Annotated in this window: 13 protein-coding genes; 7 read left to right on the top strand and 6 right to left on the bottom strand. The window is 63.7% G+C overall.

What is annotated here, in order from left to right:
- Positions 1-150: 150 nt before the first annotated feature.
- From AB7008_RS41485 to napE, 6 genes are all read right to left on the bottom strand, one after another.
- On the bottom strand, positions 151-1266 hold the full coding sequence (locus AB7008_RS41485; RefSeq protein ID WP_028160993.1) for an ATP-dependent DNA helicase: 1116 nt from the start codon (positions 1264-1266) through the stop codon (positions 151-153).
- Between the two features lie 88 nt (positions 1267-1354).
- Complete coding sequence (locus tag AB7008_RS41480) at positions 1355-2008, bottom strand: NapC/NirT family cytochrome c (RefSeq protein ID WP_304491330.1); 654 nt, start codon at positions 2006-2008, stop codon at positions 1355-1357.
- Entirely contained in the window at positions 2005-2475 is a 471-nt protein-coding gene (locus AB7008_RS41475) for a nitrate reductase cytochrome c-type subunit (RefSeq protein ID WP_028170240.1), read from the bottom strand. Before AB7008_RS41475 ends, AB7008_RS41480 begins: the two co-directional genes overlap by 4 nt.
- Positions 2472-4985: a nitrate reductase catalytic subunit NapA gene (gene napA / locus AB7008_RS41470; RefSeq protein ID WP_441260695.1), complete on the bottom strand. Its 2514-nt coding sequence runs from the start codon at positions 4983-4985 to the stop codon at positions 2472-2474. The genes AB7008_RS41475 and napA overlap by 4 nt, the downstream gene beginning before the upstream one ends.
- A gap of 17 nt (positions 4986-5002) precedes the next feature.
- Positions 5003-5317, bottom strand: a complete 315-nt coding sequence (locus AB7008_RS41465) for a chaperone NapD (RefSeq protein ID WP_441260694.1) — start codon at positions 5315-5317, stop codon at positions 5003-5005.
- Positions 5318-5343: 26 nt separating this feature from the next.
- On the bottom strand, positions 5344-5529 hold the full coding sequence (gene napE / locus AB7008_RS41460) for a periplasmic nitrate reductase, NapE protein (RefSeq protein WP_027532529.1): 186 nt from the start codon (positions 5527-5529) through the stop codon (positions 5344-5346).
- Positions 5530-5742: 213 nt separating this feature from the next.
- On the opposite strand from napE, the gene AB7008_RS41455 reads away from it, so the two are divergent.
- The 7 genes from AB7008_RS41455 (at position 5743) to AB7008_RS41425 (ending at position 14956) form a co-directional block, all read left to right on the top strand.
- Positions 5743-6870, top strand: a complete 1128-nt coding sequence (locus AB7008_RS41455) for an AraC family transcriptional regulator (RefSeq protein ID WP_028160989.1) — start codon at positions 5743-5745, stop codon at positions 6868-6870.
- An 87-nt stretch (positions 6871-6957) separates the two neighbouring features.
- Entirely contained in the window at positions 6958-8187 is a 1230-nt protein-coding gene (locus tag AB7008_RS41450) for an acyltransferase family protein (RefSeq protein WP_028160988.1), read from the top strand.
- 56 nt (positions 8188-8243) lie between these two features.
- Positions 8244-9449, top strand: a complete 1206-nt coding sequence (locus AB7008_RS41445) for an LLM class flavin-dependent oxidoreductase (RefSeq protein WP_441260693.1) — start codon at positions 8244-8246, stop codon at positions 9447-9449.
- 257 nt (positions 9450-9706) lie between these two features.
- The gene (locus AB7008_RS41440) at positions 9707-10495 is read left to right on the top strand and encodes a helix-turn-helix transcriptional regulator (protein ID WP_441260692.1); all 789 of its coding nucleotides are present in this window, start codon (positions 9707-9709) and stop codon (positions 10493-10495) included.
- 149 nt (positions 10496-10644) lie between these two features.
- Positions 10645-12084 (top strand): DUF1254 domain-containing protein, encoded by a 1440-nt coding sequence (locus AB7008_RS41435; RefSeq protein ID WP_441260691.1) that lies wholly within the window; start codon positions 10645-10647, stop codon positions 12082-12084.
- Positions 12085-12213: 129 nt separating this feature from the next.
- A complete protein-coding gene (locus AB7008_RS41430) occupies positions 12214-13629 on the top strand; it encodes a DUF1254 domain-containing protein (RefSeq protein ID WP_441260690.1) in 1416 nt (471 codons plus the stop codon).
- Positions 13630-14068: 439 nt separating this feature from the next.
- Positions 14069-14956 (top strand): L,D-transpeptidase, encoded by an 888-nt coding sequence (locus tag AB7008_RS41425; RefSeq protein WP_441260689.1) that lies wholly within the window; start codon positions 14069-14071, stop codon positions 14954-14956.
- The last annotated feature ends 40 nt before the right edge of the window (positions 14957-14996 follow it).

The raw sequence follows: 14996 nt of genomic DNA, 5'->3' as shown, positions 1-14996 counted from the left end.
TCCGGGTTCGGCTCTTCGAGCCGCCCCGGAATGACGGAGCAAATCAGATGCCGTAGGGTGGGCAAAGCGAAGCGTGCCCACCATTTTTATTGAATGTGTGGAGAGACGGTGGGCACGGCGAGTTGCGCCCTTGCCCACCCTACGGCGGCTTCACACGACGATACTCAACCGCTTCGCCGCCCGCGTAATCCCCGTGTACAGCCACCGCGCCCGGCTGTCCTGGAATGCAAAGCTCTCGTCGAACAGCACGACGTCGTCCCATTGCGAACCCTGCGATTTGTGCACGGTCAGCACGTAGCCGTAGTCGAACTCGTCATACGGCTTGCGCTGCTCCCAGGCGATCTGCTCGACGCCGCCCTCGAAGCAATCGGCGCGCACCGAGACTTTTGTCACCTTGTGACCGAAGTCTTCATCCGGCGACAGCCGCATGCTGAGGATGCGCGATTTCGAGCGCGAGGTGTTGCGCGACTTCACGCGCCACAGGCCGCCGTTGAACAGGCCCTTTTTGCGGTTGTTGCGCAGGCACACCAGCTTGTCGCCGGCGACCGGGAAGACGTCCTCGATGTTCTGGCGCTGGCGCACCCGCATGTTGTAGGCGCGGCGCGTGTTGTTGCGGCCGACCAGCACCTGGTCGGCGCCCATGACGCGGTCCGGGTCGAGCTCTTTCCGCGACACCACCTCGCTCTCGCCGTAGCGGCCGATGTCGAGCTCGCGGCCCTCGCGGACGTCCATCGACATCCGCACGATCGGATCATCCTGGGCCTGGCGATGCACTTCGGTCAGCATCGCGTCGGGCTCGGTGTTGGTGAAGAAGCCGCCGCCCTGGATCGGCGGCAGCTGCGCGGGATCGCCCAGCACCAGCAGCGGGCAATCGAACGACATCAGGTCGCGGCCCAGTTCGGCATCGACCATCGAGCATTCGTCGATCACGATCAGCTTGGCCTTGGAGGCCGGCGCATCGTCCCACAGCTCGAAGCTCGGCTGCTCCTCGCCGGATTCGCGGGCGCGGTAGATCAGCGAGTGGATGGTGGAGGCCTCGTCGCAACCCTTGTTGCGCATGACCAGCGCCGCCTTGCCGGTGAAGGCGGCGAACTTCACCTCGCCGTCGACGCCTTCGGCGATGTGCCGCGCCAGCGTGGTCTTGCCGGTGCCGGCAAAGCCGAACAGACGGAAGATCGGCGGCGTACCGTTGCGGCCCGGCTTGGCCTTGAGCCAATCGCCGACGGCTTTTAGCGCGGCATCCTGATGCGGGGTGAAAGTGGCCATATCTGTCTTGAGAAGGGGCGAAACGAGGCGATTCGCCGTCCCTCAAAACTAACCATTCCCCCCGCCGGTTCAAGCGGCGGCGCCGCCCCTACTGCCAGCCGGGAACGCCGCGCATGTCGGGCAGGTGGTGGGCGATGCCCTTGTGGCAGTCGATGCAGGTCTTTTCCTTGGTGAACAGGAAGCGCTGGTGCGCCACCGAGGCCCGCGGCGACTGCTTGGTGATGTCCATGGAATCGGCGCTATGGCAGTTGCGGCATTCCAGGGAATCGTTGGCCTTGAACCGCGCCCATTCATGTGCGGCGAGCTCGAGCCGGTGGTCGAGGAATTTCTCGCGGGTGTCGATGGTGCCGAAGATCTTGCCCCAGACCTCCTTGGAGGCCTGCATCTTGCGCGCGATCTTGTCGGTCCAGTTGTGCGGCACGTGGCAGTCCGGGCAGGTCGCGCGCACGCCGGAGCGATTGGTGAAGTGGATGGTCGACTTCAGCTCGGCGTAGACGTTGTCCTTCATCTCGTGGCAGCCGGTGCAGAACTTCTCGGTGTTGGTCAGTTCCAGCGCGGTGTTGAAGCCGCCCCAGAAGATCACGCCGGCCGCAAAGCCCGCGAGCACCAGCACGCCGAGCCCGAACACCGAGCTCGGCCGGATCAGCACCTGCCAGAGCTCTAGCGCGAAGTCCCAGCAGCGCAGGATAAAGCTACGCTTGGCTTCCACCTTTCCCTTGGGCTCGTCAGCGGCCGTCGTCATCGTCGGCCACCGGGGCTGGCGCGCGACAGCAGCGTGTCGATGTCGATGAAATCGTTGCTCACCGGCGGCGTGGCGGTGTTCTGCGGCACGTGGCATTCCGTGCAGAAGAAGCGCCGCGGCGAGATCGAGGCCAGGAACTGGCCGTCGCGGTCCATGAAATGCGTGATCGAGACCATCGGCGCCTGCGATTCCGCGGTGCGTGCCCGCGCATGGCAGGACAGGCATTTGTTGCCGTTGAGGTCGATCTGGTAGCCGTCGATCGTGTGCGGGATCACCGGCGGCTGCTCGGGATAGTTCCGCGTTTCCTTCTCGGACGTGTTGCGGTTCGGCAGCATCGGCGGCGCCGGGCCCTCGTCATTGAGCGGGGCCGGGCCGCGCAGGCCTGAGGTCACCGTCTGCGCGGTCAGCGAGCTCGCGCCCGCGGCGATTGCGACCGCGAGCAGGGCTATGCCAAATCGTTTCATCATGACAGGTTCACCCGCTCGATGCGCACGGCGCATTTCTTGTAATCGGTCTGCAGCGAGATCGGATCGGTGGCATCTAGCGTCACCTTGTTGATCATCTTGGATTCGTCGAACCACGGCACGAACACGAGGCCACGCGGCGGCCGGTCGCGGCCGCGCGTCTCGACGCGGGCGCGGATGAAGCCGCGGCGGGATTCCACCTTCACCTCGTCGCCGCGCCGGAGTTTTGCTTCCGACGCGTCGTCGGGATGCATGAAGCAGACGGCCTCGGGGAACGCCTTGTAGAGCTCGGGCACGCGACGCGTCATGGTGCCGGAATGCCAGTGCTCCAGCACGCGGCCGGTCGAGAGCCAAAACGGATATTCGTTGTCGGGCGATTCCGCCGGCGGCTCGTAGGGCAGGGCGAAGATGCGCGCCCTGCCGTCGGGATAGCCGTAGAACTGCACGTCGGTGCCCTGCTTGACGTAGGGATCGCTGCCCTCGCGGAAACGCCATTTGGTTTCCTGGCCGTTGACGACGGGCCAGCGCAGGCCGCGCTCGCGGTGATAGGCCTCGAACGGCGCAAGGTCGTGACCGTGGCCGCGGCCGAACGAGGCGTACTCTTCAAACAGTCCCTTCTGCACGTAGAAGCCGAACGCCTTGGATTCCGCGTTGGCGTAGCCTTCCTCGATCTCCGAGGTCGGAAACTTGTCGACCTGGCCGTTCTTGTAGAGCACGTCGAACAGTGTCTTGCCGCGAACCTCCGGCTTCTTGGCGATCAGCTCCTCCGGCCAGACCTCCTCGATCTTGAAGCGTTTGGAGAACTCCATGAGCTGCCAGAGGTCGGACTTGGCCTCGCCGGGCGCGTTGACGAGCTGGTGCCAGAACTGCGTGCGCCGCTCGGCATTGCCGTAGGCGCCTTCCTTCTCCACCCACATCGCGGTCGGCAGGATCAGATCGGCGGCCAGCGCCGTCACCGACGGATAGGCGTCCGAGACCACGATGAAATTGTCGGGGTTGCGGAAGCCCGGATAGGTCTCCTCGTTGACGTTGGGACCGGCCTGGAGGTTGTTGTTGACCTGCACCCAATAGGCGTTGATCAGGCCGTCCTTCAGCATCCGGCTTTGCAGCACGGCGTGGGCGCCGTTCTTGTCGGGAATGGTGCCTTCCGGCAGCAGCCAGAGATGCTCGGCGTGGTCGCGATGCGCCTTGTTGGTCACGACCATGTCGGCGGGCAGGCGGTGCGAGAAGGTGCCGACCTCGCGCGCGGTGCCGCAGGCCGAGGGCTGGCCGGTCAGCGAGAACGGGCTGTTGCCGGGCGAGGAGATTTTTCCGGTCAGGAGATGGATGTTGTAGACGAGGTTGTTGCACCAGACGCCGCGGGTGTGCTGGTTGAAGCCCATGGTCCAGAACGAGACCACTTTTGTCTTCGGATCCGCGTAGAGCTCGGCGAGCGCTTCGAGCCGGTTCATCGGCACGCCGGACATCTCGGCCGCCTTCTCCAGCGTGTAGTCCGAGATGAACTTGACGTATTCGTCATAGCTCATGTCGGTGGAGTCGTTGGCCTTGGCCGCACCGGTTGCTTTTTTCTGGAGCGGATGCTCGGGCCGCAATCCATAGCCAATGTCGGTCTGCCCGCGCCTGAAGATCGTATGCGCGGCGACGAAGTTCTTGTCGACGCGCCCGGTCTTGATGATGTGGTTGGCGATCGCGTTGAGGATGTAGAGGTCGGTCTGCGGCTTGAACACCATGCCGATGTCGGCGAGGTCGAACGAGCGGTGCTCGAAGGTGGACAGCACGGCGACGCGGACATGCGGCGCGGACAGCCGGCGGTCGGCGAGGCGCGTCCACAGAATGGGATGCATCTCCGCCATGTTGGAGCCCCACAGCACGAAGGCGTCGGTCGCCTCGATGTCGTCATAGCAGCCGGCCGGCTCGTCGATGCCAAAAGTGCGCATCATGCCGGCGACGGCGGAGGCCATGCAGTGCCGCGCATTGGGGTCGATGTTGTTGGTGCGGAAGCCGGCCTTGAACAGTTTCGAGGCCGCGTAACCTTCCCAGATCGTCCATTGCCCGGAGCCGAACATGGCGACGCCGTTCGGGCCACGCTTCTTGAAGGCCTCCTTCCACTTCACCTCCATGATGTCGAAGGCTTCGGTCCAGGACACGGGCGTGAACTCGCCGTTCTTGTCGTACTTGCCGCCGGTCTTGCGCAGCATCGGCTGCGTCAGCCGGTCGTGGCCGTACATGATCTTGGAGAGGAAGTAGCCCTTGACGCAGTTGAGGCCGCGATTGACCTCGGCCTTGATGTCGCCGTGGGTGGCGACGACGCGGTTGTCCTTGGTCGCGACCATCACGGAGCAGCCGGTGCCGCAGAAGCGGCAGGCGGCCTTGTCCCATTTCAGTTCGCTGTTGTCGCGCTCGGCGACGAGATTGGCGGCGAGAGCAGGTGCCGGCATGCCCGCAGCGGCGGCCGCGATCGCGGCGGCCTCGAGCTTCAGCATCTGGCGGCGGTCGAGCTTCGGCGATGTCATGATGGCTCTCCCGTCCGTTAGGCGGTTTCGATGGCGTGGAAGACGAGCGCCGCGGAATAGACGTTGGGCAGCGACTGGATGGTGTTGAGCAGGGTGCCGAGGCTGCCGGCATCCGGCGCTTCGGTCACGACGACGAGTTTTCCGCGCGGGTCTCGTCCGTGAATTTCGCAGCCGGGAAGTGCTGCGATCACCGCTTCCAGCGCGTCGAGGCGTTCGGGGCGCGCCTGCACGATGATGCTGGCGATCTCGCAGCCTGGCGGCGCGACGATGCGGTCGGCGGTGAGCACCCGGCCGGTGATCAGTGCGCGGCGGTTGAGTGTGGATTGGGCCATGATGCCTGTCTTTCGCTGTTCGGGGGTCAATGCGGGGAGGGCGGTGGGCCGGGAGGGCCGGCGAACATCTGGTAGATCCAGACGCCGAGCCCGTAAGAGCCGACCGTTCCGACCGCGAGGACGGGCATCACGACCGCGGTCAGGAACAGGAAAGCGAAAATCTCCATGCGCTTACGGCGCACGCGCGAAGTCGTGTCGTCAGGGGCCGACATATTCGGTCTCTTTGAAAGGTCTAGGAATCGGGACGGCATCCGGGCCGTTGCCTTGCTGCAATTTAAATGCAGCAGGGCTGCTAACGCGTTGATCTGGATCAACTGCTCGAGTTGCGATGATGGTTGTCGACACCGCCAAACGCGCAAGTTTAGATTGTGCACGCGCGAAGGCGATGCGAGAGTTGAGCTCCCCAATGGAGACGGCAGGGTGTGATGGGGCTCACGGCCATCGATCTCGGTCTTCGCGGCGCAACGAGCGGCGTGTTCCTGTTGATCATTTTCGTGGCGCTGCTGCGTCGAGCTGGCAGTCAGCAGGCTTTGCTGGGCATGGCCATGTCCGCCGGTGGCGTGTTTTACGCCATCGCGACCGCCCCGTTCTTTCCCAAATCGTCATGGTGGTGGGTGTTGCCGATCCTGTCCGCGCAACCCGTCGTGTTCTGGCTGTGGGCGCGCGCGGCGTTCGACGACGATTTCGTGCTCCGGCGATGGCACGGCAGCCTCTGGCTTGGCATCGTGGCCTCAGGCTTTGCGCTCACGCTGGGCTGGGCCTACTCGCCCGCTTTGGCCGGGGCCGGCGGGCGAGGCCTGGCGTTGGTCAATCTGGCGCTGGCTCTCGCGGCCGCGGTCCAGACGGTCAAGACCTGGCGTGCCGATCTGGTCGCCCGCCGCCGTCGGCTGCGGCTGGCGATGCTGGCGATCAATGTCGGGCTCATCGCGGTCGTGGCCGGTGCCGGCTTCGCCGCAATTCCCGTCGTGGTCCCCGGCGCGCCCGGCAGTCTGCCGACCGCGCTGGTCCTGTTCGTGGTGGCCATGATCGCCGGGCTGGGGACTTTTGCCGCGCAGCCGGTCGTGCCTGTCAACGACGCCACCGCGGCGATTGCATCCGGCGGCGGACGCGGGGCCGATCGTGCTTCCACGGCCCGGGTCGCCGTCGACCCCCGGGTCGCCGTCGACCCGATCCTGCTGCGGCGTCTCGACCATCTGATGACCGTGGAACGAAGCTACCGGCAGGAAGGCCTCGCGATCGGGGCACTCGCCGCGCGGCTTGGCGTTCCCGAGCACCGGCTGCGCCAGGCCATCAACGAAGGGCTGGGCTATCGGAACTTCAATGCGTTCCTGAACCGCTATCGCATCGAGGATGCCAGGCTGGCGCTCTCGGACGCGGCGCAGCGGGAGGTCCCGGTGCTGACCATCGCCATGGATGCGGGTTTCCAGTCGATCGGACCTTTCAACCGCGCCTTCAAGGCCGAGACCGGCGTAACCCCGACCGAATTCCGGCGCGAGGCGCTGAGCCGGCCGGATAGGGCTGACATCCGCGAACCGCGTCGAGAAATCGGCTAGCCGATTTTTGGATCGGGCGAGAGGGCCGCGCCCCGATTGGGCAGATTTGCCGGTGGAAACCTTTCGCCAACCGGAAAGAGCGCATCCATGTCTGCTTCGACCACCGCCGCTCCCGCATCGGAACGGCTCCACGCCCTCGATGCGCTCAGGGGCGGCGCCCTGTTGCTGGGCATCGTCCTGCACGCCGCAATGTCGTTCGTGCCTGCCACGCCCCGGTTCTGGTTCATCCAGGACACCCATCCAAGCCTGCTGCTGGGCCTGCTGACCTTCACGATCCACGTCTTCCGGATGACGACCTTCTTCCTGATGGCGGGCTTCTTCGCCCGCATGAGCTTTCATCGCCGGGGCACCCAGGGCTTCGTCCGGGACAGGCTTCAGAGAATTGGGCTGCCGCTCGTGATCGGTTGGCCGATCCTGTTCACGCCGATGAGCCTCATCGCGATCTGGGCGTCGCATTTCCCGAATGGCGGCTGGTCCCGCAGCTGGCCGCCGGTGCTGCCGAATTTCCCCCTGGCCCATCTCTGGTTCATCTATGTGCTGCTCGAGCTCTATGTCGCCATGCTGCTGCTGCGCGGCGCATTTGTCTGGCTCGATGCATCAGGCACGTGGCGAGCGGTGATTGACCGCGTCTTCGCAGGGATCATGAGAAGTCCGCTGGCCCCCCTTGTTCTGGCGATCCCGATCGGCATCGCATTCTGTCTCGACCAGCGCTGGATCAACGTGATGGGCGTGAGGACGCCGGATCAATCGCTCATCACCAACGCGCAGGCCTGGATCGGCTTTGGCTCCGCATTCGCCGTCGGCTGGCTGCTGCATCGGCAGGTCGATCTGCTGCGCCTCATCGAGCGACGCTGGTTGCCGTACCTCCTGCTCGCGGTCGTCCTGATCCTGATCAGCTTCGTGCTCGCGGGTGTGATGTTGTCTGCGCCGGGCGCGCCGAAACTGCCGGTCAGTTTCGCGACACTCAGGCTTGTCTCCGCCATCCTCTACGCGCCCGCAATATGGATTGCGACCTTCGCGGCCATCGGCCTTGCGCTCCGCTTCATGTCGGGCTTCAGCCCGACCCGGCGCTACCTCGCCGATGCGTCCTACTGGCTCTATCTGATCCACATGCCGATCGTGATGGCGCTGCAGGTCGCGCTGTCGCAGTTCGATTGGCCCGGGCTGGTCAAATTCGCGATCATTCTCGCCGTTGCAATTCCCGTGATGCTGGCGAGCTATCATCTGCTGGTGCGCTTCACTTTCATCGGCGTGGTCCTGAATGGCCGCCGCGCCGAAAAGCGCGTTCTCCCGCACGGCGGAATTGCCACCGCATAGACAGCGCCTTCCCGCTCACTAAGATGAGCGCAACAAGAATAAGCGGGAGAGGCGTCATGAAGTTCGGCATCTTCTATGAGCTGCAGCTGCCACGGCCCTGGGGCGCCGGCGACGAGCTGAAGCTCTACCAGAACGCGCTCTCGCAGATGGAACTTGCCGACAAGCTCGGTTACGACCACGCCTGGGTCGTCGAGCATCACTTCCTGGAAGAGTACTCGCACTCGCCCTCGCCGGAATCGTTTCTCGCGGCGGCAAGCCAGCGCACGAAAAACATCAGGCTCGGCCACGGCATCCTCCAGCTCACCACCAATCATCCGGCGCGCGTCGCCGAGCGCGTCGCGGTGCTCGACCTGCTCTCCAACGGCCGCTGCGAATTCGGCATGGGTGAGAGCGCGTCCATCACCGAGCTGACGCCGTTCGGCCGCGACATGGAAACCAAGAAGGAGGTGTTTGAGGAGGCCGTGCAGGCGATCTTCCCGATGTTCAGGGATGCGGGCAGCGAGCATCACGGCAAGTATTTCGACATTCCCCTGCGCAATGTCGTGCCGAAGCCGGTGCAGAAGCCGCATCCGCCTTTGTGGATGGCGTGCTCGCAACTGCCGACCATCGAACGCGCCGGCCGTCACGGCTTTGGCGCGCTGGGCTTCCAGTTCGTCAGCGCGGATGCCGCGCATGCCTGGGTGCACGCCTATTACAACGCGATGACCAAGCGATTGCACAAGCTCGCCGACTACGAGATCAATCCGAACATGGCGCTGGTGTCGTTCTTCATGTGCGCCAAGACGGACGAGGAAGCGCGTGCGCGCGCCGACGGCGCCACCTTCTTCCAGTTCGCGCTGCGCTTCTACGGCGCCTCGCAGAACCGCCAGCGGCCCGCGCCCTACACCGTCAATATGTGGGACGAGTACAACAAGTGGAAGCGCGACAATCCCGAGGCGCAGGAGGCCGCGCTGCGCGGCGGCCTGATAGGCTCGCCCGAGACGATCCGAAAGAAATTGAAGCGCTTCCAGTCGTCGCATATCGACCAGGTCATCCTGCTGAATCAAGCGGGCAAGAACAGCCACGAGCACATCTGCGAATCGCTCGAGCTGTTCGGCCGCGAGGTGATGCCGGAATTCCAGAACGATCCCGCGCAGGCCGCCTGGAAGCAGGGCGTCATGAGCGGCGAGATCAAGCTGGAGGAGATCGACACCGAGGCGTTTACGGATCGCTACGGCAAGCTCGCGATCAACGTCGCGACGGCAAAGGCAGCGGCGGGGTAGGGGCGCAGGCGTTTCCGTTGTCGCGGCATGGGCCCCGGCTCTGCAGCGCACCGCTGAAGAAGCGCTGCGCTGCGTCCGGGGCACGAGGCCATCCTCTGCATCGGCCAGCAACACTCTCGTGTCCCGGACGCGCTGCAGCGTGTAACGTTGCTGCGCAGAGCCGGGACCCAGAAGGCGGCATACGCCGGCCCAGCCGACTTCCTGCCAAATCCCCTTGCTGATATCGTCCGCCAAAAGAACTTTTGCGGAGGAAACCAATGCGGCCCCACGGCATGGCCTCAACTCCAGCGGCGAACGACATCGCGCCGGCGGTGCTCGCCATCGGCCGACCTGATTTCCCGAATGTCCTCATCGACACACTGCGCCGGCAGGCCGGCGTCGGCCATTGCATGGTGTTCGCGCTGACGCGCACCGGCGCGGCGAGCTGTCTGCTCGACGCCGGCAACATCCCGATCGGCAGCGATCTCGGCGCGGCCTATGCCGGTCAGTTCCATGAATCCGATCCCAATCGTGATGCGCTGTTCGAGGCTGAGACCACCACGCCGATCATGCTGCCGTCGTTCGCGCCGCGCATGTATGGGGCGCGCTACCGGAAAATCTTCTTCAATGACTCTGATATCGTCGACAAATATGCGACCGCGATCTGGGTCGACGACACCTGCTTCTATGTCAATTTCTACCGCATCACGGCCCAGGGCCGCTTCGGCGACACTGAGCGTGCGCGGCTCCAGGTTATTGCGCCTGCGATCGGCGCCAGCGTTGCGCGTCATTTCCAGCAGGCGCCCACCACGACGCCCGACCAGAACCTCGCCGCGTTGTTCGCAACGCGCGCGCCTCTCTCTGCGCTGACGCCGCGCGAGCAGGACGTCTGCCGCCGCATCCTGCTCGGCTTCAGCTCCGAGGCGATCTCGCAAACGCTCGGCATCAGCCTGCATTCGACCCTGACCTACCGCAAGCGCGCCTATGAGCGGCTCGGCATCTCCTCGCAGAATGAATTGTTCTCGATCGTGCTGGGCCTGCTGGCAGGACCACGCGGCCTGAACTGAGGGGGCTTGGTCAGCGATATCTGCTTCCGAGAGCAAAGCGGACATGCAATCTGCCGCCAGGGTTTTCGCCTTTTGACCCAAAGCGAACATTCGCGTGTTTGTCTCGCCGAAATTGAAGATATCATTCCGTCTCGCCCCTTAGTTGAGCATTGGAAGGACTGGATACGGATCGGCCACCGCTAACTTGGAGCGCGCACATGAGGAAGGTCGTCCTTTCTGCCGTTGCTCTCATCTTTGCAACGATGTCGTTGCAAGCGCAAAATTCCGGCGAGGATAATGCCCGTCGCACGATGGAGCGCCGTGCCGTGGAAGCGGCAATATGGGCAATGCCGGCGGTATCCATGGCGGGCATGAGAAAGAGCTTTGCCGGGATCGGCGCCGATTTCAACCAGGTCGTCTATTTCTCCAGGCCGATGGAAGCGCGGCACGAATTCATGACCGCCAACAACCAGACGCCATACGTCATCTCGGTTCTCGATCTGCGTCGGGGACCGGTGGTTCTCGACGTTCCACCTGCCAGCGGCAAGGTCGCACTCTTTGGCAGCGCCGTCGATAGCTGGGAGGTGCCGCTGGCCGATGTCGGGCCAAGTGGCGATGACGCGGGCAAGGGCGGAAAATATCTGTTCCTCCCGCCCGGACACACCGGTTCCCGGCCCGACGGCTACATCGTTATCCAGTCGCCGACCGTCTTCGTACATGTGGCACTGCGACCGATCATCATAGGAAAAGGCGCGCTCGCCGATGCGGTTGCCTACAGCAAGACGTTGAAAGTCTATCCGCTCGCGGAGGCGTCAAATCCGCGAACGACCTATGTCGATGCCTATCCGCAACCGTGGAAGACCCTCCCGGTCTATGACCTGACCTACTTCCGGGACCTGGCGGCGGTCGTCAACGACGAACCGGCGCAGGCGTGGGACGCGGTCATGCTGGGCCTGTTGGCAAGCATCGGAATTGAGAAGGGCAAGCCCTTCAATCCGTCCCCTGGGCAGGCGCAAATATTCGAGCGCGCCGTGCAGGAAGCCTATGCGGTCATGCAGGACGATTTCACGACCCCGGGAAAGGGGATCGCTCTATGCTGGCCTGACCGTCAGTGGGGGGAGTTCAATCTGCCCCAGAAGGAGGGGATGGACTTCCTGGTCGATGGAAGGCTCCTTGTGGACGCGCGGGCCGGTAGCTTTGCGTTCTGGGCCATATTTCTACCGAAGAAGCTCGCGGCCAGCGCCTATCCGATCGCGATGCGCGACAGCGCGGGCCGGCTTCTCACGGGCCAGGATACCTACCGGCTCCACGTGCCTGCCGACACGCCCGCGCGCGATTTCTGGTCGGGGATCGTCTACAGCATGAAGACGAAGTCGATGATCCCCAACCCGCAAAACCGGGTCGGCTTGTCCTCCTACGACAAGTCGAAGCTACAAGTGAACGCGGATGGCAGCGTGGACCTCTATTTCGCACCCAGCGCCCCGCCCGGCAAGGAGGCGAACTGGCTTCCAACCGGCGAGGATTTCTTCGTCATGTTTCGTCTTTACGGCCCCGAGAAGGCATATTTCGACAGGACGTGGAAGATGAACGATGTCGAGGAAGTGAATTGAGCACGGAGGAGGCGCCCGATGAAAGCCCGACTCTTCAAGCCGATCGTTGCTGGAATCCTTGTCTTCGCGAGCACGTTCGGCACACCGCTGTTCGCGCAGAATGCGCAGAAGCCTAAATACTCGGCCAAGGTGCCGGAATCCATCCTGACGCCAGATGAAGTGAAGTCTCGAATCGGCATGCTGAAGTTTACCGATGGCGTGCCCGATCGGGAGACCAGCCAGCGACTCTACGACAACCTCGATTTTTCGCGCGGCGTCGAAGCGTTCCTCAAAGGCATGCCCGCGACGTCGAGATATGCGATGTGCAAAGGCTTCGAGGAGGCGGGCATCAAACCAAACCAGGGCATCGGCATCACCGAAAACCTGATGGATGCGCGCACGCTGTTCCTGACGCCGAATTCGACCACGGTCTACGTCTTTGCCTGCATGGACCTCAAGGACGGACCGATCGTGGTGGAGGTTGCCCCGAATGTGCTGGGGCCGGTTGACGATGCCTATTTCCGCTACGTTACGGACTTCGGGTTTGGAGGCCCGGATGGCGGCAAGGGTGGTAAGTACCTGTTCGTGCCTCCCCGCTACAACGGCAATATCCCGGCCGACGGCTATCACGTGCAGAAGACACCGACCAACGGCAATCTGATCATCTACCGCGCGTTCGTCAGGGACGGCGATGTCGCCGCCGCGGTACGCAGCGTCAAGGCCAGTGCGCGGATATATCCCCTGTCGGCCGCGGCTAACCCGCCGGCGCAAGAGTTCGTCAACACGTCGGGCAAGCAGTTCAACACGATCCACGCCAACGATTTCCGTTTCTATGAGGAACTCAACGCGGTGGTTCAGAACGAACCCGCCGATGCTTTCGATCCGGAAACTGTCGGCCTGTTCGCGGCAATCGGCATCAAGAAGGGCAAACCGTTCGCACCTGACGCGCGGATGAAGGCGATCCTGACTGACGCGGTTGCGGTGGGCAATGCAACTGCGCGCGCAATCCTTTTCGACTCGCGCGATCCGCGGGCGAAGTTCTACCCGGACCGCCAGTGGTACACTGGCTTTATTGGTGGCAGGTACGATTTCACTGAGAATGGGGAGCGGATGCTCGATGCGCGGGTATTGTTCCACTATTACGCCACCGGCATCACGCCGCTCATGGCAGCGGCGAAGCCCGGCTCCGGCTCGGCTTACGCGATCGCGGCGCGGGATTCCCTAGGTCGCTATTTCGACGGTGGAAAGACCTACAAGATTACGTTGCCTGCCCCGATCCCCGCCAAGGACTTCTGGTCGTTTGCCGTCTACGACAATCAGACCCGCTCCATGTTGGAGACCGACCAGGCGCTGGCCGGCATCGACAGCAATCAACCCACCATGAAAAAGAATCCTGATGGTTCGGCCACCATCTGGTTTGGGCCGAAAGCACCGGGAGGGCAGGAAGGCAACTGGGTCCAGACCACGCCGGGCAAGGGTTGGAACACGCTGCTGCGGCTGTATGGCCCGCTGGAGCCCTGGTTCGACAAGACCTGGAAGCCGGGCGACTTCGAACTCGTGGACTAAAAGCATGGCGAGGAGCAGGCCATCACCTGTTCCTCGCTGCCGACTGCTGACGCAGCCAGAGGACTTCGGTGCCGGCCGATGTCGCCTATTGGGCCCATAGCCGACATTCGATGCCGGAACCTCCATGTCTGCTCTGCGGCGTTGAGCCGGCTCGGTCGACCAAGCTGGCGAGGTCAGCTCGTGACCCAAGGGCCGCCGTTAACGAAAGGTCGGAGCGTGTTCGCTCCGCCGGGGCGCTTCGGAGCTCGTTCGTCCCGCAATGAGATACGCGTCGTCCACGTCGCCAAATTGATATCGAGCGTCAGTCTCAACTTTCATGCCGCCGAACGAGGGTTCGGCGTTAACCATCGCCAACGGTTCCAGCCCAAGCCACGTCGCTTCGAAGTTTCTTAAATTTTGCTGGGTACCTCTTCCAGGGCATGGTGACCTGGGGAAAGACATGAGCAAGCGGGCCAAACGTAAGAAGGCAGAGGCCCTCGCAATACCCATGGCCGCGAGAGTCGCAATTGGCGCCGTGGCCGTCGCCGTCGTGGGGTATAGCTTGCTGTCTGGTCCGGCGGACGTGCAACCGATACGAAAACCGTCCGCACAACTTGCCCAGGCGTCGTCAACTCCGGTTTACGTGGCAACTCCAGCTCGTGTATCAGCGCCAGCTCCGGCTGCGGTCCCGGTCCCGGTCCCGGCTCCGATCCCGGCCCCGGCGGCTCTGGTCGAACCACCAAAAGCCGACGCTGGCGTTCCCGGAGCGCTTGTCCGGCAGGTGGTCGACTACGCCAGCCGCCAGACGCCGGGCACCGTGATCATCGATACCGGAAACACATTCCTCTATTTCGTTCTGAACGACAGGCAGGCGATGCGCTACGGCATTGGTGTCGGGCGCGAAGGTTTCACATGGTCCGGTGAGCAGACTGTGGCCCGTAAGGCAGAATGGCCGGATTGGCATCCGCCTGTGGAGATGGTCTCGCGTCAGCCCTATCTGCCGCGGTTCATGGCGGGCGGTCCCGGCAATCCGCTCGGCGCCCGGGCGATGTATCTCGGCGAGACCGAATATCGCATTCACGGCACCAACAATCCCGATACGATCGGGAAGAAGGTTTCGTCGGGCTGTATCCGGCTGACCAATGACGACGTCACGGACCTCTACGAGCGGGTGAAAGTCGGAGCGAAAGTGATCGTGCTTCCGGCAACCGCCGCCCGCAGGCCCTCCCAGGGAGCGCCGGCCGACGCCGCTTTCCGGTTGCCCGACCCGGCATCGCCGTCGAAGCGGCCCCTGGCGGCTAACGCGCAGATGTTGTCATCCGGACCGAAGATCGCCGAAGCCCGGTGAGTCAGTCCTCTGTCCTCGGTCTGCAACTGAGGACAAGGAG

This window comes from Bradyrhizobium sp. 521_C7_N1_3, assembly GCF_052075975.1.
Taxonomy (GTDB): domain Bacteria; phylum Pseudomonadota; class Alphaproteobacteria; order Rhizobiales; family Xanthobacteraceae; genus Bradyrhizobium; species Bradyrhizobium japonicum.
Note: the sequence above shows the minus strand (reverse complement) of the source record. Positions and strands in the feature narration are given on the sequence as shown.